Below are 22,853 nucleotides of genomic sequence, written 5' to 3'. Positions count from 1 at the left end.
TTTGGCTTGTGGTCCGTTTCAGCAGAGGCGGCCGTGGAGGTGATACGAGATAATGAACCATCGTTTTCCGCTAATTCAGCGCAGCCGTTCTGGCGCGCAGTTGATTCCCGCAACCCGCATTTCTAGTCTGCAAACCTGCCGATGTTATACCCATCTCGGCGCTTCTCAGGATCCCAGGGCCGGTTACGCTCTGTGACAACTGAACAAGGGCGCTCTTGTTAATACAAGAGTTTTCTCGTGGTTTCGCCGAACCTTGTCATACAGAGTTCGGATACGTGTTTTACAATGATATGAATAAGAAACCGGTCGCACGGTCTGGATTTCAGCATACTCTGCTGGGAAACGGAGCCGTTTATGGGTTGTTATCGCCGTATAACGCTGCGATAGTAGTCAACTGTTTTACACTTAATACAAAGAGTTGAGGTTCGCTATGTCTGACGACATGTCTTCTTTTTCGCCTTCGTCAGCGGGCGAACAGGGTGTACTACGTTCTATGCAGGAGGTTGCGATGAGCTCCGAGGAAGCCAGCAAGATGCTGCGCACTTACAATATTGCCTGGTGGGGCAATAACTACTACGACGTTAACGAACTGGGCCACATCAGCGTCTGCCCGGATCCGGACGTCCCTGAAGCGCGCGTGGATCTCGCTAAACTGGTAAAAGCCCGTGAAGCTCAGGGCCAGCGTTTGCCTGCACTGTTCTGCTTCCCGCAGATCCTGCAACATCGCCTGCGTTCTATTAACGCCGCCTTCAAGCGCGCGCGTGAATCCTACGGCTATAAAGGCGACTATTTCCTGGTTTACCCGATCAAGGTAAACCAGCACCGCCGCGTGATTGAATCCCTGATCCACTCCGGCGAGCCGCTGGGTCTGGAAGCAGGCTCCAAAGCGGAACTGATGGCCGTTCTGGCGCACGCGGGCATGACCCGTTCGGTGATCGTCTGTAACGGCTATAAAGACCGCGAATACATTCGTCTGGCGCTGATTGGCGAGAAGATGGGCCACAAGGTCTATCTGGTTATCGAGAAGATGACTGAAATCGCTATCGTGCTGGAAGAGGCTGAGCGTCTGAACGTCATCCCACGCCTCGGCGTGCGTGCGCGTCTGGCGTCGCAGGGTTCCGGTAAATGGCAGTCCTCCGGCGGTGAAAAATCCAAGTTTGGCCTCGCGGCGAACCAGGTGCTGCAGCTGGTGGAAATTCTACGCGAGCGCGGTCGTCTCGACAGCATTCAGCTGCTGCACTTCCACCTCGGCTCGCAGATGGCCAACATCCGCGACATCGCCACCGGCGTGCGTGAATCGGCGCGCTTCTACGTTGAGCTGCACAAGCTCGGCGTGAATATTCAGTGCTTCGACGTGGGCGGTGGCCTGGGCGTGGATTACGAAGGTACCCGCTCGCAGTCTGACTGCTCCGTGAACTACGGCCTGAACGAATATGCCAACAATATTATCTGGGCGATTGGCGATGCCTGTGAAGAGAATGGCCTGCCGCACCCGACGGTGATCACCGAATCTGGCCGCGCGGTTACCGCGCACCATACGGTGCTGGTCTCTAACATCATCGGCGTTGAGCGTAGCGAAATCACCGAAGCGACGCCTCCGGCAGACGATGCTCCGCGTTCCCTGCAAAGCATGTGGGAAACCTGGCAGGAGATGCACGAGCCGGGCACGCGCCGTTCCCTGCGCGAATGGCTGCACGACAGCCAGATGGACCTGCACGATATTCACGTGGGCTATTCCTCCGGCACCTTTAGCCTGCAGGAGCGCGCGTGGGCGGAGCAGCTCTATCTGAACATGTGCCATGAAGTGCAGAAGCAACTCGACCCGAGCAACCGCGCGCACCGTCCGATTATCGACGAGCTGCAGGAACGTATGGCGGACAAAATGTACGTCAACTTCTCGCTGTTCCAGTCGATGCCGGATGCCTGGGGTATCGACCAGCTGTTCCCGGTTCTGCCGCTGGAAGGGCTGAACCACGCCCCGGAACGTCGTGCGGTGCTGCTGGACATCACCTGTGATTCCGACGGCGCTATCGACCATTACGTTGACGGCGACGGTATCGCAACGACGATGCCAATGCCGGAATACGACCCGGAGAACCCGCCGATGCTGGGCTTCTTTATGGTCGGCGCGTATCAGGAGATCCTCGGCAACATGCACAACCTGTTCGGTGATACCGAAGCGGTTGACGTGTTCGTCTTCCCTGACGGCAACGTGGAAGTCGAGCTGTCTGACGAAGGGGACACCGTAGCGGACATGCTCGAATACGTTCAGCTGGATCCGAAAAAACTGCTCACCCAGTTCCGCGACCAGGTGAAAAACACCGGTCTGGACGATGCGTTACAGCAGCAGTTCCTGGAAGAGTTTGAAGCGGGTCTGTACGGGTACACCTACCTGGAAGACGAGTAGGAAAACCTCCCTCTCCCTGTGGGAGAGGGGTGGGGTGAGGGTAACAGGCTGCTGTGCCGCTGATGCCCGGTGGCGCTGTGCTTACCGGGCCTACGAATGTAGGCCGGATAAGGCGGAGCCGTCATCCGGCAGAATGCTATACTCACTTGAACCCGTCTGCATTACCGGCGATAATTCGCCCCAATTAGCGATTTACGAATCAATCCCTTCCTCGTCGGGTTTAACGACGCGGAGGGGATTTTTTTTCATCTGTTTTTAATGTATCGACTTTAAAAGAGGTCAGGACATGAGCACTTTAGGTCATCAGTACGATAACTCTCTGGTATCTAACGCGTTTGGTTTTTTACGCCTTCCAATGAACTTCCAGCCGTACGACAGTGACGCTGACTGGGTGATCACCGGCGTACCGTTCGACATGGCAACGTCCGGTCGCGCGGGCGGTCGTCACGGCCCGGCAGCGATCCGTCAGGTTTCTACCAACCTGGCCTGGGAGCACAACCGCTTCCCGTGGAACTTCGATATGCGCGAGCGCCTGAACGTGGTGGACTGCGGTGACCTGGTGTACGCCTTCGGTGACGCGCGTGAGATGAGCGAAAAGCTGCAGGCCCACGCCGAGAAGCTGCTGGCTGCCGGTAAGCGCATGCTCTCCTTCGGCGGCGACCACTTTGTGACCCTGCCGCTGCTGCGCGCCCACGCGAAGCACTTCGGTAAAATGGCGCTGGTGCACTTCGATGCGCATACCGACACCTACGCGAACGGCTGCGAGTTCGACCACGGCACCATGTTCTTCACCGCGCCGAACGAAGGCCTGATCGACCCGAACCACTCCGTGCAGATCGGTATCCGCACCGAGTTCGACAAAGACAACGGCTTCACCGTGCTGGACGCGGGCCAGGTTAACGATCGCGGAGTGGACGACATTCTGGCGCAGGTTAAGCAGATCGTCGGCGATATGCCTGTGTACCTGACTTTCGATATCGACTGTCTGGATCCGGCGTTTGCGCCGGGCACCGGTACGCCGGTTATCGGCGGCCTGACCTCTGACCGCGCGATCAAGCTGGTGCGCGGCCTGAAGGATCTGAACATCGTCGGGATGGACGTGGTAGAAGTGGCGCCTGCCTATGACCAGTCCGAGATCACCGCGCTGGCCGCGGCGACCCTGGCGCTGGAAATGCTCTACATCCAGGCGGCGAAAAAAGGCGAATAAGCCTTACGCGCTCACTGCTGCTGCGCGACGCATGCGCAGCAGCAGCATTCCTCCGGCGATCAGGGTAATCACCTGCGAGACGACCAGCACCGAAAAACCAGAGCTGACCGACCCCACCGATTTCATCACCATCCCCATCAGCAGCGGAATAAACGCCGCGCAGATATTGCCTATCCCATTAATAATGCCGTACGCGCTGCCCACGGCGTCCCGCGCGGCGTGATGTTGGATCACCGCAGGAATGGCGGCCCCCTGAAGTCCCCAGAACACGTTGGCAGACAGCATAAACAGCGCCAGCCATGCGGGTTGATGGCTGAGCATCAGTGCGACCACGGAGAGTGCCGTCAACGTACCGCCCACCACAAACAGTACTGGCGCCTGTTCCGGCCGCATTTTGTCGAGCAGCACGCCGCCCAGAAACTTTGACCCCAGGCTCAGCAGGAAGGGGATCGCCGCAAGCATGCCCGTCGCGTGCAGAGAGAAGTGGTGCTCGTCACGCAGCCATGCGGGCAGCCACGCGCTGCTGCCCCACAGATAGCTCAGCGTGGCGATTTCAACCAGCAGGATCCAGCCCAGCAGCGGCGTCTGCCAGGCCAGCGTGAAGGTGTGAACAAACCCCGGTTTTTTTATCTTCACCGGGCTGTGTGGCGCGGGCAGAAAACGCCAGATGAGCCCGCCGCCCAACACCAGATTCATCACCGCCAGCGCGTAAAACGACCCGGCCCATCCCAGATGCGCCATCAGCCAGGTGACCAGCGGAAAGCCCACGGCCAGCCCGAGCGAGACGCCCAGCGCGGTGACGGCGTTGGGTTTGCCGATCTCTTCCGCGCTAAAGTTATCGCTGATAAAGCGCGTCTTCAGCGAAAAGAGCGGCCCTTCGGCAACACCCAAAATCACGCGGGCGATAAGCATGCCCATTAGCGAACCCAGCAGCGGAGAAATTGCGCAGACCGCGGCCCAAATCGCAATGCTGCTTAATAATCCCTGACGGTAATGGAGTTTGCTTTCGATAACCGGCGTTAATAATAAAGCCGAAAAACCATAACCCAGCAGGAAGCAGGTCATGAGCATGCCTTGTAACATTCTGTTTTCATTTAGCTGAAAATGTTCGGCAAATTCCGGGTTTAAAATCATTACTGAGATATTAACCCGGTCGACGTAGGAAATAATAATCAGTAATAACAGTGCAATTGTACCTTGCCATCTTGCCGTCATCATGCCCGCCTTACGTTTTCATCTAGTTATATTTTTATCAAAGTGATTGTCACGGATCTAAAATGGTTCACTGGTGAAACTCATTGTTTATTAAGGGTAAATAAAATTTTTGTTTCACAGGTGAAACGCCAAAGATGTGACGCCACTTTATTTTTAAGGAACAAAAAGAAAAGAAGTCAATATCTTTTATTGAAATATCGAGGGCATTAATAAATTGTATTTATCACGCCGCAATAATGAAAATTTCATATCTCTGCATTTTTTCGTGATCCTTTGCACACTTAGTTAATTAATACCTGTTTGATTAACAAAATCGTCACATTGCCGCTTGACGAAACATTCATCGCTTTTATATTGACCGTATTAAATAAGAAACAGAGTTTCATATATGAAACAAAAGCCTGGAGGATCGTGATGAGCTGGATAGGCGTATGTGACGCAGAACAAGTACAGGAAGATTTCCCATTTAGCGGCAACGTCGACGGTAAAGAGATCGGCGTTTATTTGATTGACGGTGAATATTACGCGCTGGAAGACGTATGCCCGCACGCTTATGCCCTGCTGAGCCAGGGATTTGTGGAGGACGGCAAAGTGGAATGCCCGCTGCATGAGGCGGTGTTTGACGTCAAAACTGGCCAGTGCCTGCACGGACCCGGAGGTCGCAACCTCAACCGCTACCCGGTTCGGGTCTTTGAAAACCAAATCCAGATTACCTTCGTCGAGGAGACCGTGGCATGAGCGACACCCTGAACTATAACCCGGCGCTGCCGGAAAGCCGCCAGTTTACCCCGCCTGCAGAGGGCGGCAATGGTGCCATTCATAAGCCGGGTGATTACACCAACCTGATCTGGCAAACCCGCAGCCGCGAGCCGGAAAGCTGGGAGGTGAAACTGATTGCCACGCTGGAAGATCTCTTCGAACAGGGCGTTGAAACTCTACCGGAACTGGTGAACGGGCTGAACGCGGTGCGCATGCACGACCAGCAGGGTGAGCCGTGGCGCGAGGCAAGCTTCCAGGCATTCTTACAGGTTAACGGCTACTGAGGACAACGCGATGACGACGACCGTACAAAACTATCTCGATAAAGGCCTGCGCGGCCTCTGGTATCCGGTACTGGCAAGCTGGGAAGTGCAGTCTGCTCCTGTGGGCATCACCCGCCTGGGCGAGCAGATTGTGGTCTGGCGTAATAAAGACGGCCAGGTGCAGGCACTGGAAGACCGCTGCCCGCACCGCGGCGCGCGCCTGTCGATGGGCTGGAACCTCGGCGACCGCATTGCCTGCTGGTATCACGGCGTGGAAGTGGCGGGCAACGGCGAAGTGAAGGATGTGCCCGCCGTGGACAAATGCCCGCTGGTCGGCCAGCAGTGCGTGCGCAGCTATAACGTGCAGGAGGCGCACGGCGCCATCTTCCTGTGGTTTGGCGTCACCGCTGACCAGCAGCCGGACGCGCTGACCTTCCCGGATGAACTTGCCGATACGGAGAACTTCAGCAACTTCCTCTGCACCGCCGCGTGGAAGTGCAACTACCAGTACGCGCTGGAAAACGTGATGGACCCGATGCACGGCACCTATCTGCATTCGTCCTCGCACTCAATGGCGGAAGGGGATCGCAAGGCCGACATGGTGCTCCAGCCGACCAAAATCGGCTTTATTTTCGAGAAAAAAGGGCAGAGCGGCGTCAACTTCGACTGGGTTGAGCTCGGCAACAGCGGCACCTGCTGGATGCGCCTCTCTATTCCTTACAAGAAGCGCTTCGGACCGGGCGGCCACTTCTTTATCGTCGGCATGGTGGTGCCGGAAGATAACGACAACTGCCGCGTCTTCTTCTGGCGCATCCGCCGCGTGCAGGGCTGGCAGCGCGATATGTGGCGCTTCATGTACCGCAACCGTCTGGAAAAACTGCACTGGGAAGTACTGGAGCAGGACCGCGTGGTGCTGGAAAGCCTGGCCCCAAACGCCCGCGACCATGAATACCTGTACCAGCACGACGTCGGCCTCTCCCGCCTGCGCCGCATGATGCAAAAGGCCGCGAAAGAGCAGCTGGCGATGCGCGAAGAACAGCAGGGAGCCGCCTGATGAACGGGCTGCTGAGCGGCAAGCGCATCGTGGTGACCGGCGCCGCGCGCGGGCTGGGCTATCACTTTGCCAAAGCCTGCGCGGAGCAGGGTGCGGCGGTGGTGATGTGCGACATCCTCAAGGGCGAGCTGGCTGAACGTGCGCACGGGCTGAGCGAACAAGGCTATGCGATCGAATCGCACGCTATCGATCTGGCCGATCCGCATTCCATTGAGCAGGCGTTTAGCGCCATTGGCGAGCAGGGGCAGATTGACGGCCTGGTGAACAACGCGGCGATGGCGACCGGCGTGGGCGGCAAAAACATGCTCGATTACGATCCTGACCTGTGGGACCGCGTGATGAGCGTGAACGTCAAAGGCACCTGGCTGGTGACGCGCGCCGCCGTGCCGCTGCTTCGCGAAGGGGCGGGCATTGTGAACGTAGCGTCCGACACCGCGCTGTGGGGCGCGCCGCGCCTGATGGCCTACGTCGCCAGCAAGGGCGCGGTGATTGCCATGACCCGCTCGATGGCGCGCGAGCTGGGTGAAAAACGCATTCGAATCAACGCCATCGCCCCGGGATTAACCCGCGTCGAGGCAACCGAATATGTTCCGGCCGAGCGGCATCAGCTTTACGAAAACGGTCGCGCATTAACGGGGGCGCAGCAGCCGGAGGATGTCACCGGCAGCGTGGTCTGGTTGTTAAGCGATCTGTCGCGGTTCATCACCGGACAGCTGATCCCGGTCAACGGCGGTTTTGTCTTTAATTGAGGTAGGGCGATGATGGCAAACGATCGGGAAGTGAAGTATCTGGTGCCGGGGCTGGAGCGCGGTTTACAGCTGCTGTTGGCCTTTGGCGAGCAGCATCGCGAACTGACCTTTGCCGAGCTGCACCGGCTGGTGGATATGCCGAAGGCCACCGCCTACCGCGTGGTACAGACGCTGGAGTTCATGGGCTTTCTGGAGCGCAACGCGCGCACCAATACCTTCTCGCTGGGCATGAACGTGCTGCGTCTCGGCTTTGAGTACATCGCCTCGCTGGACGTGGCCCAGGTTGGCCAGCCGGTCATCGAGCAGCTGCGCGACGTGAGCCAGTGCAGCAGCCATCTGGCGATCCGCGACGGGCGCGACATTATCTATATCGCCCGCGTCAGCGCCGCCGGGTCGCGCATCAATCAGGTCAGCATTGGCACCCGCCTGCCGGTGCACTGCACCTCGCTCGGCCGCATGCTGCTGACCGATATTTCCCGCGCCGAGTTTGAACAACTGTTCCCGCACGAGCGCCTGCCGGGCAACACGCCGGGGCAGCTTCACGACCGCGAAGCCCTGTGGCAGATGGTGCAGCAGGACAAAGCCCGCGGATACGTGATCGGCGAATCCTTCTTCCGCCACGGCATCTCCTCCATCGTCTACCCGGTGTATGACCGAAGCGGCCGCGTGGCGGCGGTGGTCAGCATTCTGGTGCCGTCGGAGGAGATCCCGCAGACCGACCGCGAGCGCCTGCAAAACGAGGTTCGCCTCGCGGCGGATAAAATTTCTGGCTTCTTAGGGTATCTGTCACAGGCCAGTTAAATCATTGAGTTAACGTCAGGCGCTTGACCGCGTCGGGCATGTTTTACGCCCAATTTGGGCCAGATGAGGCAACGAACGATGAGTGTAACCGGAATTGAAAAGCTGGAATTTGGCGTGGAAGACCTGACGCACTGCGCCAAATTTATGCGTGATTTTGGCCTGACGGGCGATGCCAGCGGCCAGCGTTTTACCACCCTGAGCGGCGCGCGCGTGGAGCTTAACCCGATTGACAGCCCCGACCTGCCGCCGGCGTTTGAAGCGGGCAACACCCTGCGCCGCATGACCTGGGCGGTTGCTACCCGGCAGGATCTAGAGGCGCTGCGCCCAAAGCTTGCGCAGCAGCCCGGCTTTCGCGAAGTGGGTGACGCGCTGGAGTGCCTCGATCCGAACGGCATGACGCTGCGCGTGCAGGTTACCCAGCAGACCGACGTGGAGCTGAACGTTGAGCCGATCAACCAGTGGGGCGACGTTCGCCGTATCGACACGCCCAGCCCGGTTTACGATCGCGCCCAGCCCATCAACGTGGGGCACGTAGTGTTCTTCGTGGAGGAGCTGGCGGCGGTGGAAAAATTCTACCGTGAGGTGCTCGGCTTCCAGGTCTCTGACCGCTACATCAACCGCGCCGTGTTCCTGCGCTGCGGCGCGCGCGGCGGTCATCACAACCTGTTCCTGCTGCAGCTGCCGAACCGCAGGCGCGGGCTGAACCACGTGGCCTTCACCGTGCGCGACATCCACGAGGTGATCGGCGGCGGTATCGCGATGAATAAAAATGACTGGAGCACCTTTATCGGGCCGGGCCGCCATCCGGTGTCGTCGGCGTACTTCTGGTACGTCAACAGCCCGACCGGCGGCGCGTTCGAGTATTACACCAACGACGACTACCTGACCGAGAACTGGCAGCCGCGTGAGCTGGAGCACTCGCTGGTCTCCTTTACCGAGTGGGCGGTGGAAGGCGGGATCGACCACGACACGCGCCGCCAGCAGAAAAAGCCGGAGGCGGTATGACGTCGCGCATTGTCATTATCGGCGGCGGCCAGGCGGGCGGCTGGGCGGCGAAAACCCTGCGCGACGAGGGCTTCGACGGCGAGATTTGCGTGGTGGCGGAAGAAGAGTGGGATTTCTACGAGCGTCCGCCGCTGTCGAAAGCCTCTCTGCTGGAGCCGGACGCGGCGCTCCCAAGGCTGTTTACCGACGAGGCGCAGCAGGCGCTGAACCTGACCTGGCACCGGCCGCTGCGTGCAGAGCAGATCGACCGCGAGGCGAAAACGGTGCGTTTGAGCAACGGCAAGTGTCTTAGTTACAACATCCTTTTAATCGCCACCGGAGGGCGGGCGCGCGTGCCGGGTGAGGCGTGGGCGGCGCATCCGCAGGTCTATACCCTGCGCCACTGGCAGGACGCGCAGCGCCTGAAAGGTCGGCTGGCGGAAAGCCAAACCCTGGCGATTGTCGGCGGCGGCTGGATCGGCCTGGAAATTGCCGCGTCCGCACGCAAAAGCGGCGTGGCGGTCACCCTATTCGAGCAGCAGCCCGCGCTTTGCATGCGCTCGGTGAGCGGCGAGGTATCGCAGCGCTTAGAGGCCCTTCACCGCGAGCAGGGCGTGGATATCCGTACCGGCTGCGGCGCGCTGGAGCTGGAGGACGATAACGGCCTGCCGGTTATCCACTGCGACGGCCAGCGTGAAACCTTTGATGCGGTGGTGGTGGGGATCGGCGTCGATCTCAATCTGGAGCTGGCCCGCGATGCGGGGCTGAAGACTGAACGCGGGATCGTCGTGGATGTCCAGGGGCGAACGTCGGATCCGTTCATCTTTGCCGCCGGTGATGTGGCGCAACATCATCACTACGGCCTGTGCATTCAGTCCTGGGCCTTCGCCCAGAACCAGGCGGTGGCGACGGCGAAAGCGATGCTCAACCCCGATGCGCCGGGCTACGACGACGCGCCGTGGCTGTGGTCGGATCAATACCAGCACAACATTCAGATCCTCGGCATTCCGCAGCCGGGCAGCAGAACGGTAGCGCGCGAAGATTCGCTGTACTTCTCGCTGGACGACAACGGGCGGCTGACGCAGCTGGTGGCGTTCAACGACGCGCGTACCGTCAAGCTGGCGAAGCGCTGGATGGCAGCGGGGCGGGATTTATCGGATGTACCGCTCGGCGACCCGGCTTTTTCACTGATGTCATTGCGATAGCTAACCCGCACCCGTAGGGGGAGACATGACCACATTAGAGACCAACACCGCGCCCGTTGAGGTGAGCGGTGAGGGAACCCGTACGCCTGAAAAAGCGGTGCGCTGGGCCATCCCGCTGTCGCTGCTGGCCTGCGTGCTGCTGGCGTTCTTCGACAAAATCAGCATCGCGGCGCTGTTTTCCGACGGCCATTTCCAGCAGGCGATGGGCATCGATTTCGACACCACGCGCCTCGGCATTTTGATGAGCGCCTTTCTGCTCAGCTACGGCTTTTCGTCGGTGTTTTTAAGCGGGCTGGGCGACAAAATTGCGCCGCTGCGCCTGCTCACCGGAATGATGGCGGTGTGGTGCGTGCTGATGGTGGCGATGGGCTTCACCCATAATTACACGCTGATGATCGTCCTGCGCATTTTGCTGGGCGTGGCAGAAGGACCGCTGTTCCCGCTGGCCTTCGCCATCGTGCGCCACAACTTCCCGCAGCATCTGCAGGCGCGCGCCACCATGCTCTGGCTGCTGGGCACGCCGGTGGGCGCGGCGATTGGCTTCCCGCTTTCCCTCTGGCTGCTGAACACCTTCGGCTGGCAAAGCACCTTCTTCGTGATGGCGATGCTCACCGTGCCGGTGCTGATCTTTGTGCGCATCGGCCTGCGCGGGATCCGTCTGGATACGAAGCCCGGTACTTCGCAGGCGTCTCAGGACGAGCGCCGCGCTGCGCGCCGCGAGCTGTTTGTCAGCCCGCACTTCTGGATCATCTGCATCTTTAACATCGCTTTCCTGACCTACCTGTGGGGCATCAACGGCTGGCTGCCGGGCTACCTGATTAAGGGCAAAGGCATTCACCTGGAGCACGCGGGCTGGCTGTCGTCGATGCCGTTCATCGCCATGCTGGCGGGCGAGGTCATTGGCGCGTGGCTGTCGGACCGGGTCGATAAGCGCGCGGCGGCCTGCTTTATCTCGATGGCGGGGGCGGCGGCAGGACTGGCGGCGGTGATGCACCTCGACACCCCGCTGGCCATCATCGCGGCGATGAGCTTCAGCACCTTTATGTGGGGCACCGGCGCACCCAATATTTTCGCCCTGCTGGCGAAGGCCACCCATCCGCGGGTGAGCGCCACGGCGGGCGGCATTTTCAACGGGCTGGGAAACTTTGCGGGCGCGCTGTCGCCAGCGGTGATGGGGGCGTTAATCGCCTTCACCCACAGCATGGATTCCGGGCTGGTTTTTCTGGCGGTGATGGCGGCGGTGGGCTGCGTCCTGTTACTGCCGCTGCTGAGACGTTACTGAGGAGAGTGTCATGACTGATTCAACCGTAACCAACACAACAGGCATCAAACCTGACCACCTGACGATGGAAGAGTGGGTCGAGTCGCGCATTGCGCGCTTCGAAGGCCGCAAGTACGACTGGAATGCGCTGAAGTTCCAGGCCGATTTTGACCCGAAGTACCGCCGGGCGCAGATGCGCTATATCGGCACCGGGGCAACGGGCGTGGCGAACGACACCAACACCGTGCAGGCGGACCATTTTACCTTCTCCACCATGGTGCTGCCGTCGAAGTGCGAAGGGCCGCTGCACCTGCACGACGACGTGGAAGAGGTGTTCTTCATGCTCAAGGGGCAGATCACGCTGATGATCCAGGACGGCGACAACTACACCGAAACCGTGCTGCGCGAGCGTGACCTGATCTCCGTTCCGCCGGGCATCTATCGCGGGCTGTTTAACCACGGCGAAGAAGAGGCGCTGATGTGCGTCATGCTGGGGACCAACAAGCCGGAAATCCCGACCTACCCCGCCGATCATCCGCTTTCCAAAGTGAAGCGGAACTAAGGGGGCATGATGACGGGTTTTCGTGAACAGGGAAGCGGCATCCCGCTGATGCTGCTGCACGGTATCAGCTCCGGCGCGGCCTCTTGGCACAAGCAGATGGCGCTGAACGGCTTTCGCGTGCTGGCGTGGGACATGCCCGGCTATGGCGAAAGCCCGATGCTGGCGGTTGAGCGGGCAAACGCGGGGGATTACGCCGACGCGCTGGCGGCGATGCTTGACCGCGCGGGCGTCTGGCAGGCGGTGCTTGTCGGCCATTCGCTCGGCGCACTGGTCGCCAGCGCCTTTGCGGCGAAGTTCCCTGAGCGCGTCATTCATCTGGTGCTGGCCGACACCGCGCAGGGATACGGCAATGCCGCGCCGGCGCAGCGCGAGCAGGTCTGGCGCAGCCGCGAACAGCAGATGGCATTGGGCGGTGAGATCCTCGCCCAGACCCGCGCCGCGAAATTGCTGCGCCCTGGCGCGCGCGCGGAAGATATCGCCACCGTGGCGGCGGGCATGCGCACGCTGCGACCGGAAGGCTACCTTGCCGCCGCGTGGATGCTGGTGCACGACGACATTCACGGCTGGCTTAAGCGCTACCCGGGCAATTTTGAAGTCTGGTGCGGCGAGCAGGACGCCATCACCCAGCCGGAGCTGGTGCAGGGGCTGGCGCTGCGCTACGGCATGCCGTTTATCGCGATCCCGCAGGCCGGACACGCCAGCTATCTCGACAACGACGCGTTTTTTAACCAACAGCTTTTACGCATTAACGAAGAGGTGCGCGATGAATGCACACATTGACGGCCGCGTGGCGGTCGTTACCGGCGGTTCGTCCGGCATTGGCTTTGAAACGCTGCGCCTGCTGCTGGGCGAGGGGGCAAGGGTAGCCTTCTGCGGCCGCGATCAGGACCGGCTCGCCAGCGCCCACGCGGCGCTGCACAACGAATACCCCAACGGGGATATTTTCTCTTATCGCTGCGACGTGCTGAACGCCGACGAGATTCAGGCCTTCGCGGACGCGGTGCAGGCTCGCTTTGGCGGGGCGGACATGCTGATCAACAACGCCGGGCAGGGCTACGTGGCGCACTTCCACGACACCCCGCGTGAGGCGTGGCTGCACGAGGCCGAGCTGAAGCTGTTCGGGGTGATCTACCCGGTGCAGGCGTTTCAGCCGCTGCTGGAGCAGTCCGACATCGCCTCTATCACCTGCGTGAACTCCCTGCTGGCGCTGCAGCCGGAGGAGCACATGATCGCCACCTCCGCCGCCCGCGCCGCGCTGCTGAATATGACGCTCACGCTCTCAAAGGAGCTGGTGGGCAAAGGCATCCGCGTCAATTCCATTCTGCTCGGCATGGTGGAGTCCGGGCAGTGGCAGCGCCGCTTTGAGAACCGGGCGGACAAAAGCCAGAGCTGGCCGGAGTGGACGGCGGATATCGCGCGCAAGCGCGGCATTCCGATGGCGCGCCTCGGTAAGCCGCAGGAGCCCGCGCAGGCGCTGCTGTTTCTCGCTTCGCCGCTGGCCTCGTTTACCACCGGTGCCGCGCTGGACGTTTCCGGCGGCTTCTGCCGCCACCTGTAAGGACGCATCATGAAAAAGGTAATGTTAATTGGATTCGGTGCCATGGCGCAGGCGGTGATTGAACGCCTGCCTAAGGGCGTCACTATCGGCTGGATCGTGGCGCGCGAGTCTCACCATGCGGCGATCCGCGCGCAGCTTGGCGAGGATGTGGTGGCGCTGGCCTCCCCGATGGAGTGCGCGCATACGCCCGATCTGGTGCTGGAGTGCGCCAGCCAGCAGGCGGTGGCGCAATATGGCGAAGCGATTTTAAGACGCGGCTGGCATCTGGCGGTGATCTCCACCGGTGCGCTGGCGGACAGCGCGCTGGAGCAGCGGCTGCTTGCGGCGGGAGGCAAACTGACGCTGCTCTCCGGTGCGGTTGCCGGTATCGACGGGCTGGCGGCGGCGAAAGAGGGCGGGCTTGAACGCGTGACCTACCGGTCGCGCAAAAGCCCGGCCAGTTGGCGCGGCAGCTACGCCGAACAGCTCATCGATCTCAATTCTGTTTCTGAAGCAAAGGTCTTCTTCGAGGGCAGCGCCCGCGAGGCGGCGCGTCTGTTTCCGGCCAACGCTAACGTGGCGGCAACCGTGGCGCTCGGCGGTATGGGGATGGATGAGACCCGCGTGCAGCTGATGGTCGACCCGTTAACGAAACGCAATACCCACACGCTGCACGTGGAAGGATTGTTCGGCGAGTTCCATCTTGAGCTGAGCGGGCTGCCGCTGGCTTCTAATCCTAAAACCTCCACCCTGGCGGCACTGAGCGCGGTGCGCGCCTGCCGTGAACTGGCCCTGAGCTGAGGAGTGACGATGGACGATCTGAAGATTTTTATCGGCGGCCAGTGGCGACACGGCAGCGGCAGGCCGATGCAGAGTCACTTCCCGGCTGACGGGTCAATTAACGCTACGCTGAACGCGGCAAGTCTCGACGATTTGCAGGAGGCGATTGAGGCCGGAGAGCGCGCCTGGCGCGATCCGGCGTGGCGCGGCTGCCTGCCGCACGTCCGGGCGAAGATCCTGCATAAGGTTGCCGATCTGATTGAATCTCGCGTGGATGAACTGGCGCAGATGCAGAGCCGCGATAACGGCAAACCGCTGGCGGAAGCGCGCGGGCTGGTGATGAGCGCAGCGGGAACGGCGCGCTACTTTGCCGCCGCCTGCGAGCTGCTGGAAGGCGAGCTTCCGACCCCGCGTCAGCCTGATTTGCTGACGCTGAGCCGCTATGAGCCGCTCGGCGTGGTGGCGGCCATTACGCCGTGGAACTCGCCGATTGCCAGCGAGATGCAGAAGGTCGCGCCGGCCATTGCTGCCGGTAACGCGGTGATCCTCAAGCCCGCCGAAGCCACGCCGCTGATGGCGCTGGAGCTGGCGCGGATTTTCGAACAGGCCGGGCTGCCCGCCGGGCTGCTGAGCGTGCTGCCGGGCAAAGGCTCGGTGATTGGCGATGCGCTGGCGCGCCATCCTCGCGTGCGGAAAATTTCCTTTACCGGCGGCACCACCACGGGCCGCCATCTGGCGCACGTGGCGGCGGAAAAGCTGATCCCGGCCTCGCTGGAGCTGGGGGGAAAATCCCCGACCATCGTGCTGGAAGATGCAGACCTCGAGCAGGCCGCGCGCGGGATCTGCTACGGCATTTTCAGCTCGGCGGGGCAGGCGTGTATTGCCGGATCGCGGCTGTTCATTCACGAGAGCATTTACGCGCCGCTGATGGCGCGGCTGCTGAAGTTAACTCGCGGGCTGCGCGTCGGGCACCCGTTTACCGACGGCGTCCACGTGGGGCCGCTGATCGGCGACGGGCATCGTCAGAGCGTGCAGGCGTACGTTGAGCTGGCGAAGCGCGAGGGGGGCCGTGTGCTGTGCGGCGGGGAGATCCCTGCCGATCCCCATCTTGCAAACGGCAGCTTTTTCCAGCCCACGATTATCGAGGGGCTGAGCAACAGCGCCCGCGCCTGCCAGGAGGAGATCTTCGGTCCGGTGCTGGTGGCGATGCCGTTTCGCGATGAAGCCACGCTTATCCGCGAGGCGAACGACTCGGTTTACGGCCTGGCGGCGGGGATCTGGACGCGGGATACCGGGCGCGCGCTGCGCCTGAGCGAGCAGCTCGAAGCGGGCACGGTGTGGATCAACACCTACAAGGTCTTTGCGATTTCGACCCCGTTCGGGGGCTTTAAAGAGAGCGGTCTGGGCCGCGAAAAGGGTATTCAGGGGCTGAAAGCCTGGATGCAGCAGAAGAGCATTTATCTGGCGACGGGTAACAGCGTCAACCACTGGTGCGACTGAGAGAGGGTGAGCAATGAGCGAAATGATAACCGTCGGCGACGCCATCGCCAGAACGCTGGAGCAGTATCAGGTTGAGGCCATCTACGGCGTCATCTCCATTCACAACCTGCCGATTGCTGACGCGGTGGGGCAGCGGGGCAACATCCGCTTCGTGCCCGCGCGCGGCGAGGCGGGATCCGTCACCATGGCCGACGCCCACGGGCGCTTTTCCGGCCTCGGCGTGGCGCTGACCAGCACCGGCGCGGGCGCGGGTAACGCCGTAGGTGCGCTGGTGGAAGCCATGAACGCCTGCACGCCGCTGCTGCATTTAACCGGGCAGGTAGAGAAAGCCTGGCTGGATGCCGACACCGGGTTTATCCATGAAACCCGCGACCAGTTGACCTTCCTGAAGGCCAGCTCAAAGCGGGCGTACCGCATCAGCAACGCTAACCAGGCGATGGCCATTCTGCATAAAGCCATTCAGGAGGCGCAGACGCCGCCGTGCGGGCCGGTCTCTGTGGAAATCCCGATTGATATTCAGGGTGCGAAAATTCCGCTGTCGCTGGTGACGAAACCGGTGAAACCGGCTTCGGTTCCAGCCGTCGATCCCACGACGGTTGACGCGCTGTGGACGCAGCTTAAGCTGGCAAAACAGCCGCTGCTGTGGCTGGGCGGCGGGGCGCTGGGAAGCGCTGACGCGGTGAAAAAGCTGGCGGAGGCGGGCGTGACGGTGATCTCCAGCACCCACGCGCGCGGCGTGCTGCCGGACGGCCATCGCGCCAGCCTGCGGGCGTTCCACAACTCGCCGTCGGTGGAGGGGCTTATCGCGCAGTGCGATTTTACGCTGGTCGCCGGTTCACGCCTGCGCAGCAACGAAACCCGTTCCTGGACGGTTGAGCTGCCGCATCCGCGCGTGCAGATTGATATCGACCCGGCGGCGGCAAGCCGTAACTACCTGATGGACAACACGCTGGTAGCCGACTGTTCCGCGTTGCTTAGCGCGCTGGCCGATAAGGCCCAGGGCCGTGAGTGGGGCAGCGTGCAGTGGGATGCGCAGGTGCAGCAGGCGGTTGAGCAAGCCGAACAGGGGTTGCGCGAGCAGTGCGGCGCCTACGCGAAGCTCAACGACGCCATCGAGAAAGCGCTGCCGAAAGATGGCCTGCTGGTGCGCGATATCACCGTGTCTGGCAGCCTGTGGGGCAGCCGTCTGTTTCGCGCCAACGGACCTCTGATGAACATTCACTCTCTGGCCGGGGCGATTGGCATGGGGCTTCCGATGGCGATCGGCACTGCAATCGCCAACCCGCAGCGTAAGGTGGTGGGGCTGGTGGGCGACGGCGGCCTGAGCCTGAATTTAGGCGAGCTGGCGACGCTGGCGCAGGAAAAAGCCAACGTGACGCTGCTGATCATGAACGACGGCGGTTACGGCGTGATGCGCGGTATTCAGGACAAGTATTTCGGCGGACGTCAGTACTATAACGAACTGCATACGCCGGACTTTACCCTGCTGGCGCAGGCGATTGGCCTTCAGGCGTGGAGCGTTGAGCGGGCAGAGGATTTTGATGCGGTGATGACGGAGGCGCTGGCGATGCCGGGGCCGTCGGTAGTGGAAGTTCGGATGGGGCAGATTGGCGCCCTGAAGTTTGCCGGGCCGCCGCAGAAGACGCTTTACTGATATGCGAGATTTCCCCTCACCCTATCCCTCTCCCCAAAGGGGAGAGGGGATTGAATACACCCTCTCCCCTTTGGGGAGAGGGTTGGGGTGAGGGGGTAAATCAGAACACGTTAAACGGGTATTCCACGTAAGCGCGGATCTCATCCCCGCCCACGTTGTACTCGCTGGCGTTGCTGGAGACGCGCAGGACGGAGTAGCGCAGGCGCAGCGTCAGGTCTTTTGCCGGGCCATCCTGTACCTTGTACTGGATCTGGTTAAACCACTCGTGCTCTTTGCCGTTGCTGGTTTCAGACGTTTTAATGTTGTCGCCACGCACGTAAGCGGTGGTCCAGCTCAGGCCCGGCAGGCCGAGGCCGCCGAAGTCCAGACCGTAAGAGGCCTGCCATGAGCGCTCATCTTCACCGTTGAAATCAGACCAGTAGGAGTTCGCCAGCCAGATGGTGTTGCCGCCGTCCCCCACGCCGCCCTGGTCGCGATAGCCGCCGTAGTTGTAGCCGGTGCTGCCGCTGCTCTGCTGGTACGCCACCTTGAAGGTATGAATATCCCAGATGTAGCTCGCCGCCAGGCTCCAGATGGTGTTGCTGCGGCCCGTGTCGAGGCTGTCCGCGTAGCGCTGATCCAGTCGCGAATTGTAGCCGTTGAAATCAAGCACCAGCTGCTGTCCGGTGCTGAACGGCTGTTTGAAGTTCATGCCCAGATACTGCTTATTCATCACCTCTTCATTATGAGAGGCGTACAGCGCGCCGCTGAACTGGTCGTTGAACTGGTAGCTTGCGCCGCCGAAGGTCAGGCTCTTCAGCCCGCTGTCGTGGCGGTCATCGCTTTTACGCTGCTCGTCGGTGAAGTAACCGGCGTTCACTTCCAGACCGTCGATCTCTTTCGAGGTCAACAGGGTGCCGGTGTAGCTTTCAAACAGCAGGCGGGAGCTGTCGGATGTAATGATTGGCAGCTCAGGACGCTGGTTCCCGTAGCTCAGCACGGTATTGGAGATGCGCATTTTGGCCGTCGCGCCAAACTTTGCCAGATCGGATTTTGCCCGGCCGTCGTCTTCCTGCTTAAAGAAGTCGATGCCGCCCGCGCCGCTCTTGCCGCGGCCACCGTCCAGACGCACGCCATACTGGGCGATACCGTCCACGCCGAAGCCCACCAGCCCTTCGGTATAGCCGGATGCAAAGGTGGCAATGATCCCCTGGCCCCATTCGGCTTTATCCTGCTGGCCCTGATGGTAATCGCGGCTGATATAGGCATTACGTAAAAACAGATCCAGATGGCTGTCGTCAATAAAACCCTGGCTGTCGGATTGTTGGCTTGCTGCGGCAGGTAATGCGGCGAATAAACTTAACGCAACTAATGATAATTCTTTTTTCACGGAGGGAACGTCTCTGTCTGGATATATTAATTTGAATGATTGCGTGGTTGATAATTACCGGAAATATTAACGATTGCAATAAATATGTGACCAGACGTTTCAGGGGCTAAATGCAGATGTGGCGGGGCTTTCTGGCGAGTTACCGATACGTGCTTTTAAATTGGCAATTGATGCGAAATAAAAGGGAGGCAAATATGCCTCCCGGTAAAATTATTTAATTCCGTCTGCGGCCATACGGTCGCGAATATGTTGTGCGCGTTCTTCCGAGGCCGGGTGATCGTCAAACATGGAGCTTTGGCGACCCGCCTCCAGCTTGGCCAGTTTTTCGAAGCTGGTGGCTAAACCTGATGGATTAATCCCGCGTTTGCGCAACAGATCGTAGGAGTAATCATCTGCTTCGGACTCCTGACGCTGGGAGAACTGGGAGTTAACCAGCTTTTCACCGACGTCGCCAAGCTGTGACTGCGACAGGCTGCCAACGATACCGCCCGCTGAGGCCGCCGCCGCACGAACGGCATTGGTACCCAGGGCAACCTGCATCCCTTTCTTCACGTGGCCGAGCGCAACGTGGCCCATTTCGTGGCCGATAACCGCTTCCACTTCGTTGTCGGTCATCATGTCCATCAGCCCGCTATAGACGCGAATACAGCCGTTCGCCATCGCGAAGGCGTTTACGTCTTTCGCCACGTAAACCTTGTAGTTCACCGGCTGGCCGTTGATGTTGTCGCCCAGCGCGGATGCAATCTTATTCAGACGCTGCGTGTAGGTACTGTTAGCCGGGGCAAGCGTGGCTTTTCCGTCCATATCTTTACACGCCTGATCGCTCAGCGCTTTTACCTGCGCGTCGCTCAGGGAATAGGCCTGAAAGGCTTCTGCGCCTGAGGTCATCAGACCGTTAGAATCCATATTCTGACAGCCGCTCAGCAGGAGCGTCGTACCCAGGGCCAGCACTATTGCACGCATTTTCATGAGATTGCTTCCGTACTCGTTAATCTGAATAAAATCCGAAAAGTGCACCGTCAGCGAAGCCGGTGTCGGGCTAAGTATAAGGAATATAACCAGGGGCGGGCGAGGAGATTGCGCAACATGCGAGCATGATCCAGAGATTTCTTAACGAGCAAAAGAATGCTCCATGTACATGCCTTGCGGCTTGGGTTACATTGTTGGCACTTTTTTCCGGCGTAGCCCAAAACGCGCTGTCGTCAAGGGCATGGCCTTTAACAGTCCGATCTGGAGTTAAAATGTCCTCACGTAAAGAGCTTGCTAATGCTATTCGTGCGCTGAGCATGGATGCAGTACAGAAAGCCAAATCTGGCCACCCAGGGGCTCCTATGGGTATGGCTGATATCGCCGAAGTCCTGTGGCGTGACTTCCTGAACCACAACCCGCAGAACCCGTCATGGGCTGACCGCGACCGCTTCGTGCTGTCCAACGGCCACGGCTCTATGCTGATCTATAGCCTGCTGCACCTCACCGGCTACGATCTGCCAATCGAAGAGCTGAAAAACTTCCGTCAGCTGCACTCCAAAACGCCAGGTCACCCGGAAGTGGGTTATACCGCGGGCGTAGAAACCACCACCGGCCCGCTGGGTCAGGGTATTGCTAACGCAGTCGGTATGGCGATTGCTGAGAAGACGCTGGCGGCGCAGTTCAACCGTCCTGGTCACGACATCGTTGACCACTTCACCTACGCGTTCATGGGCGACGGCTGCATGATGGAAGGCATTTCTCACGAAGTGTGCTCCCTGGCAGGTACCCTGAAGCTGGGCAAACTGGTTGCGTTCTATGACGACAACGGTATCTCCATCGACGGTCACGTTGAAGGCTGGTTCACTGATGACACCGCAGCACGCTTCGAAGCCTACGGCTGGCACGTTGTGCGTGGCGTTGATGGCCACGATGCTGACTCGATTAAACGTGCAGTAGAAGAAGCGCGCGCTGTGACGGACAAACCGTCTCTGCTGATGTGCAAAACCATCATCGGCTTCGGTTCGCCGAACAAAGCGGGTACGCACGACTCCCACGGTGCACCGCTGGGTGACGCGGAAATTGCACTGACCCGTGAAGCTCTGGGCTGGAAACACCCTGCATTCGAAATCCCATCTGAGATCTACGCTCAGTGGGATGCAAAAGAAGTGGGCCAGGCGAAAGAAGCGGCCTGGAACGAGAAGTTCGCTGCCTATGCGAAAGCGTTCCCACAGGAAGCGGCTGAATTCACCCGTCGTATGAAAGGTGACATGCCGTCTGACTTCGACGCGAAAGCGAACGAATTCATTGCTAAGCTGCAGGCGAACCCGTCTAAAATCGCGAGCCGTAAAGCGTCTCAGAATGCGATTGAAGCGTTCGGTCCTCTGCTGCCTGAATTCCTGGGCGGCTCCGCTGACCTGGCGCCTTCTAACCTGACTATCTGGTCCGGTTCTAAAGCGATCAACGAAGACACTGCCGGTAACTACATCCATTACGGTGTACGTGAATTCGGTATGACTGCGATTGCCAACGGTATCTCCCTGCACGGCGGTTTCCTGCCGTACACCTCTACCTTCCTGATGTTCGTTGAATATGCACGTAACGCCGTGCGTATGGCTGCGCTGATGAAACAGCGTCAGGTGATGGTCTACACCCACGACTCCATCGGTCTGGGCGAAGATGGTCCAACTCACCAGCCGGTAGAGCAGGTGGCTTCCCTGCGCGTGACGCCGAACATGAGCACATGGCGTCCATGTGACCAGGTTGAATCCGCAGTGGCGTGGAAATACGGCGTTGAGCGTCAGGACGGTCCAACCGCGCTGATCCTCTCCCGTCAAAACCTGGCACAGCAGGAGCGTACGCCTGAGCAGTTGGCGAACATCGCTCGCGGTGGTTACGTGCTGAAAGATTGCGCGGGCCAGCCAGAGCTGATCTTCATCGCCACCGGTTCTGAAGTTGAACTGGCTGTTGCAGCCTGGGAAAAACTGACTGCCGAAGGCGTGAAAGCGCGCGTGGTTTCCATGCCGTCTACCGATGCGTTCGACAAGCAGGATGCTGCATACCGTGAATCCGTGCTGCCTAAAGCGGTTTCCGCTCGCGTGGCAGTGGAAGCGGGTATCGCTGACTACTGGTTCAAATACGTTGGCCTGAACGGCGCTATCGTCGGCATGACCACCTTCGGTGAATCTGCTCCGGCAGAGCTGCTGTTCGAAGAGTTCGGCTTCACCGTTGAGAACGTTGTCGCTAAGGCGAAAGAACTGCTGTAATTGCTGTTTTGCCCGGTGGCGCTGCGCTTACCGGGCCTACAAATGGCACGAAAGTAGGCCGGGTAAGCGCTAGCGCGTCACCCGGCTTTTTTGTCGGCACTATTCCATCAAAAATGTGATGCAAGTCATATAGCCCGCTTATTCATCTGGACAGAGATTCCTTTTATTCCCCAATTCGCTTATTCTTGCTGAAGCGTTTCAGTCGATTAAATGTTCGACAATTGACCAATCAATCGCAGTTTGTGACAGCAAGGATTCCCCTTCGGGCGTCGCTGGATTACTCTTTCAGCCACCTCAAACCCAGGGATAGCTT

21 protein-coding genes and 1 pseudogene are annotated in these 22,853 nt (G+C 60.0%); 19 read left to right on the top strand and 3 right to left on the bottom strand.

What is annotated here, in order from left to right; genetic code table 11:
- Positions 1-106: 106 nt before the first annotated feature.
- The 4 genes and pseudogenes from HV355_RS24375 to speB all read left to right on the top strand — a co-directional run.
- A pseudogene (locus tag HV355_RS24375) lies at positions 107-196 on the top strand (hypothetical protein); the annotation flags it as partial.
- Between the two features lie 94 nt (positions 197-290).
- Entirely contained in the window at positions 291-422 is a 132-nt protein-coding gene (yqgB, locus tag HV355_RS07340; protein ID WP_127312443.1) for an acid stress response protein YqgB, read from the top strand.
- An 8-nt stretch (positions 423-430) separates the two neighbouring features.
- On the top strand, positions 431-2,407 hold the full coding sequence (speA, locus tag HV355_RS07335; RefSeq protein WP_120158664.1) for a biosynthetic arginine decarboxylase: 1,977 nt from the start codon (positions 431-433) through the stop codon (positions 2,405-2,407).
- 286 nt (positions 2,408-2,693) lie between these two features.
- Positions 2,694-3,614: an agmatinase gene (gene speB / locus HV355_RS07330; RefSeq protein ID WP_008499737.1), complete on the top strand. Its 921-nt coding sequence runs from the start codon at positions 2,694-2,696 to the stop codon at positions 3,612-3,614.
- A 3-nt stretch (positions 3,615-3,617) separates the two neighbouring features.
- Here the strand turns inward: speB and HV355_RS07325 are convergent, their stop codons facing one another.
- The gene (locus tag HV355_RS07325; protein WP_182401784.1) at positions 3,618-4,829 is read right to left on the bottom strand and encodes an MFS transporter; all 1,212 of its coding nucleotides are present in this window, start codon (positions 4,827-4,829) and stop codon (positions 3,618-3,620) included.
- A gap of 414 nt (positions 4,830-5,243) precedes the next feature.
- Between HV355_RS07325 and HV355_RS07320 the strand changes: the two genes are divergently transcribed.
- The 14 genes from HV355_RS07320 (at position 5,244) to HV355_RS07255 (ending at position 17,938) form a co-directional block, all read left to right on the top strand.
- On the top strand, positions 5,244-5,567 hold the full coding sequence (locus HV355_RS07320; RefSeq protein ID WP_003860044.1) for a non-heme iron oxygenase ferredoxin subunit: 324 nt from the start codon (positions 5,244-5,246) through the stop codon (positions 5,565-5,567).
- Positions 5,564-5,872, top strand: a complete 309-nt coding sequence (locus HV355_RS07315) for a recombinase-like helix-turn-helix domain-containing protein (protein ID WP_148400595.1) — start codon at positions 5,564-5,566, stop codon at positions 5,870-5,872. The genes HV355_RS07320 and HV355_RS07315 overlap by 4 nt, the downstream gene beginning before the upstream one ends.
- A gap of 10 nt (positions 5,873-5,882) precedes the next feature.
- Entirely contained in the window at positions 5,883-6,905 is a 1,023-nt protein-coding gene (locus HV355_RS07310; protein WP_182401458.1) for an aromatic ring-hydroxylating dioxygenase subunit alpha, read from the top strand.
- Positions 6,905-7,654 carry an SDR family oxidoreductase gene (locus tag HV355_RS07305; protein ID WP_182401456.1) on the top strand — a complete coding sequence of 250 codons (750 nt, stop codon included), beginning with the start codon at positions 6,905-6,907 and terminating at the stop codon, positions 7,652-7,654. The genes HV355_RS07310 and HV355_RS07305 overlap by 1 nt, the downstream gene beginning before the upstream one ends.
- A gap of 12 nt (positions 7,655-7,666) precedes the next feature.
- Positions 7,667-8,455, top strand: a complete 789-nt coding sequence (locus HV355_RS07300) for an IclR family transcriptional regulator (protein ID WP_010435418.1) — start codon at positions 7,667-7,669, stop codon at positions 8,453-8,455.
- A 78-nt stretch (positions 8,456-8,533) separates the two neighbouring features.
- Complete coding sequence (locus HV355_RS07295) at positions 8,534-9,460, top strand: VOC family protein (RefSeq protein WP_182401454.1); 927 nt, start codon at positions 8,534-8,536, stop codon at positions 9,458-9,460.
- Positions 9,457-10,644, top strand: a complete 1,188-nt coding sequence (locus HV355_RS07290; RefSeq protein WP_182401452.1) for an FAD-dependent oxidoreductase — start codon at positions 9,457-9,459, stop codon at positions 10,642-10,644. Before HV355_RS07295 ends, HV355_RS07290 begins: the two co-directional genes overlap by 4 nt.
- Positions 10,645-10,669: 25 nt before the next feature.
- Positions 10,670-11,926 carry an MFS transporter gene (locus HV355_RS07285; RefSeq protein ID WP_182401450.1) on the top strand — a complete coding sequence of 419 codons (1,257 nt, stop codon included), beginning with the start codon at positions 10,670-10,672 and terminating at the stop codon, positions 11,924-11,926.
- Positions 11,927-11,936: 10 nt separating this feature from the next.
- Positions 11,937-12,467, top strand: a complete 531-nt coding sequence (locus HV355_RS07280) for a cupin domain-containing protein (RefSeq protein WP_010435408.1) — start codon at positions 11,937-11,939, stop codon at positions 12,465-12,467.
- Positions 12,468-12,476: 9 nt separating this feature from the next.
- The gene (locus HV355_RS07275; RefSeq protein WP_126815967.1) at positions 12,477-13,247 is read left to right on the top strand and encodes an alpha/beta hydrolase; all 771 of its coding nucleotides are present in this window, start codon (positions 12,477-12,479) and stop codon (positions 13,245-13,247) included.
- On the top strand, positions 13,231-14,025 hold the full coding sequence (locus HV355_RS07270; protein ID WP_182401448.1) for an SDR family oxidoreductase: 795 nt from the start codon (positions 13,231-13,233) through the stop codon (positions 14,023-14,025). Before HV355_RS07275 ends, HV355_RS07270 begins: the two co-directional genes overlap by 17 nt.
- Positions 14,026-14,034: 9 nt before the next feature.
- Positions 14,035-14,805: an aspartate dehydrogenase gene (locus HV355_RS07265; RefSeq protein WP_126815905.1), complete on the top strand. Its 771-nt coding sequence runs from the start codon at positions 14,035-14,037 to the stop codon at positions 14,803-14,805.
- A 9-nt stretch (positions 14,806-14,814) separates the two neighbouring features.
- Entirely contained in the window at positions 14,815-16,284 is a 1,470-nt protein-coding gene (locus tag HV355_RS07260; RefSeq protein ID WP_182401446.1) for an aldehyde dehydrogenase, read from the top strand.
- 13 nt (positions 16,285-16,297) lie between these two features.
- Complete coding sequence (locus tag HV355_RS07255) at positions 16,298-17,938, top strand: thiamine pyrophosphate-binding protein (protein WP_182401444.1); 1,641 nt, start codon at positions 16,298-16,300, stop codon at positions 17,936-17,938.
- Between the two features lie 100 nt (positions 17,939-18,038).
- Here HV355_RS07255 and HV355_RS07250 read toward each other — a convergent pair whose 3' ends face one another.
- Positions 18,039-19,307 carry an OprD family outer membrane porin gene (locus tag HV355_RS07250; RefSeq protein WP_126815908.1) on the bottom strand — a complete coding sequence of 423 codons (1,269 nt, stop codon included), beginning with the start codon at positions 19,305-19,307 and terminating at the stop codon, positions 18,039-18,041.
- A gap of 210 nt (positions 19,308-19,517) precedes the next feature.
- On the bottom strand, positions 19,518-20,276 hold the full coding sequence (locus HV355_RS07245) for a M48 family metallopeptidase (protein WP_120158676.1): 759 nt from the start codon (positions 20,274-20,276) through the stop codon (positions 19,518-19,520).
- Positions 20,277-20,548: 272 nt separating this feature from the next.
- Between HV355_RS07245 and tkt the strand changes: the two genes are divergently transcribed.
- On the top strand, positions 20,549-22,540 hold the full coding sequence (gene tkt / locus HV355_RS07240; RefSeq protein ID WP_010435385.1) for a transketolase: 1,992 nt from the start codon (positions 20,549-20,551) through the stop codon (positions 22,538-22,540).
- Positions 22,541-22,853 lie beyond the last annotated feature (313 nt).

It is taken from the genome of Enterobacter sp. RHBSTW-01064 (assembly GCF_014103035.1).
GTDB classification, from domain to species: domain Bacteria; phylum Pseudomonadota; class Gammaproteobacteria; order Enterobacterales; family Enterobacteriaceae; genus Enterobacter; species Enterobacter mori.
The sequence above is the reverse complement of the archived record's forward strand: the minus strand, read 5'-3'. Positions and strand labels throughout refer to the sequence as shown.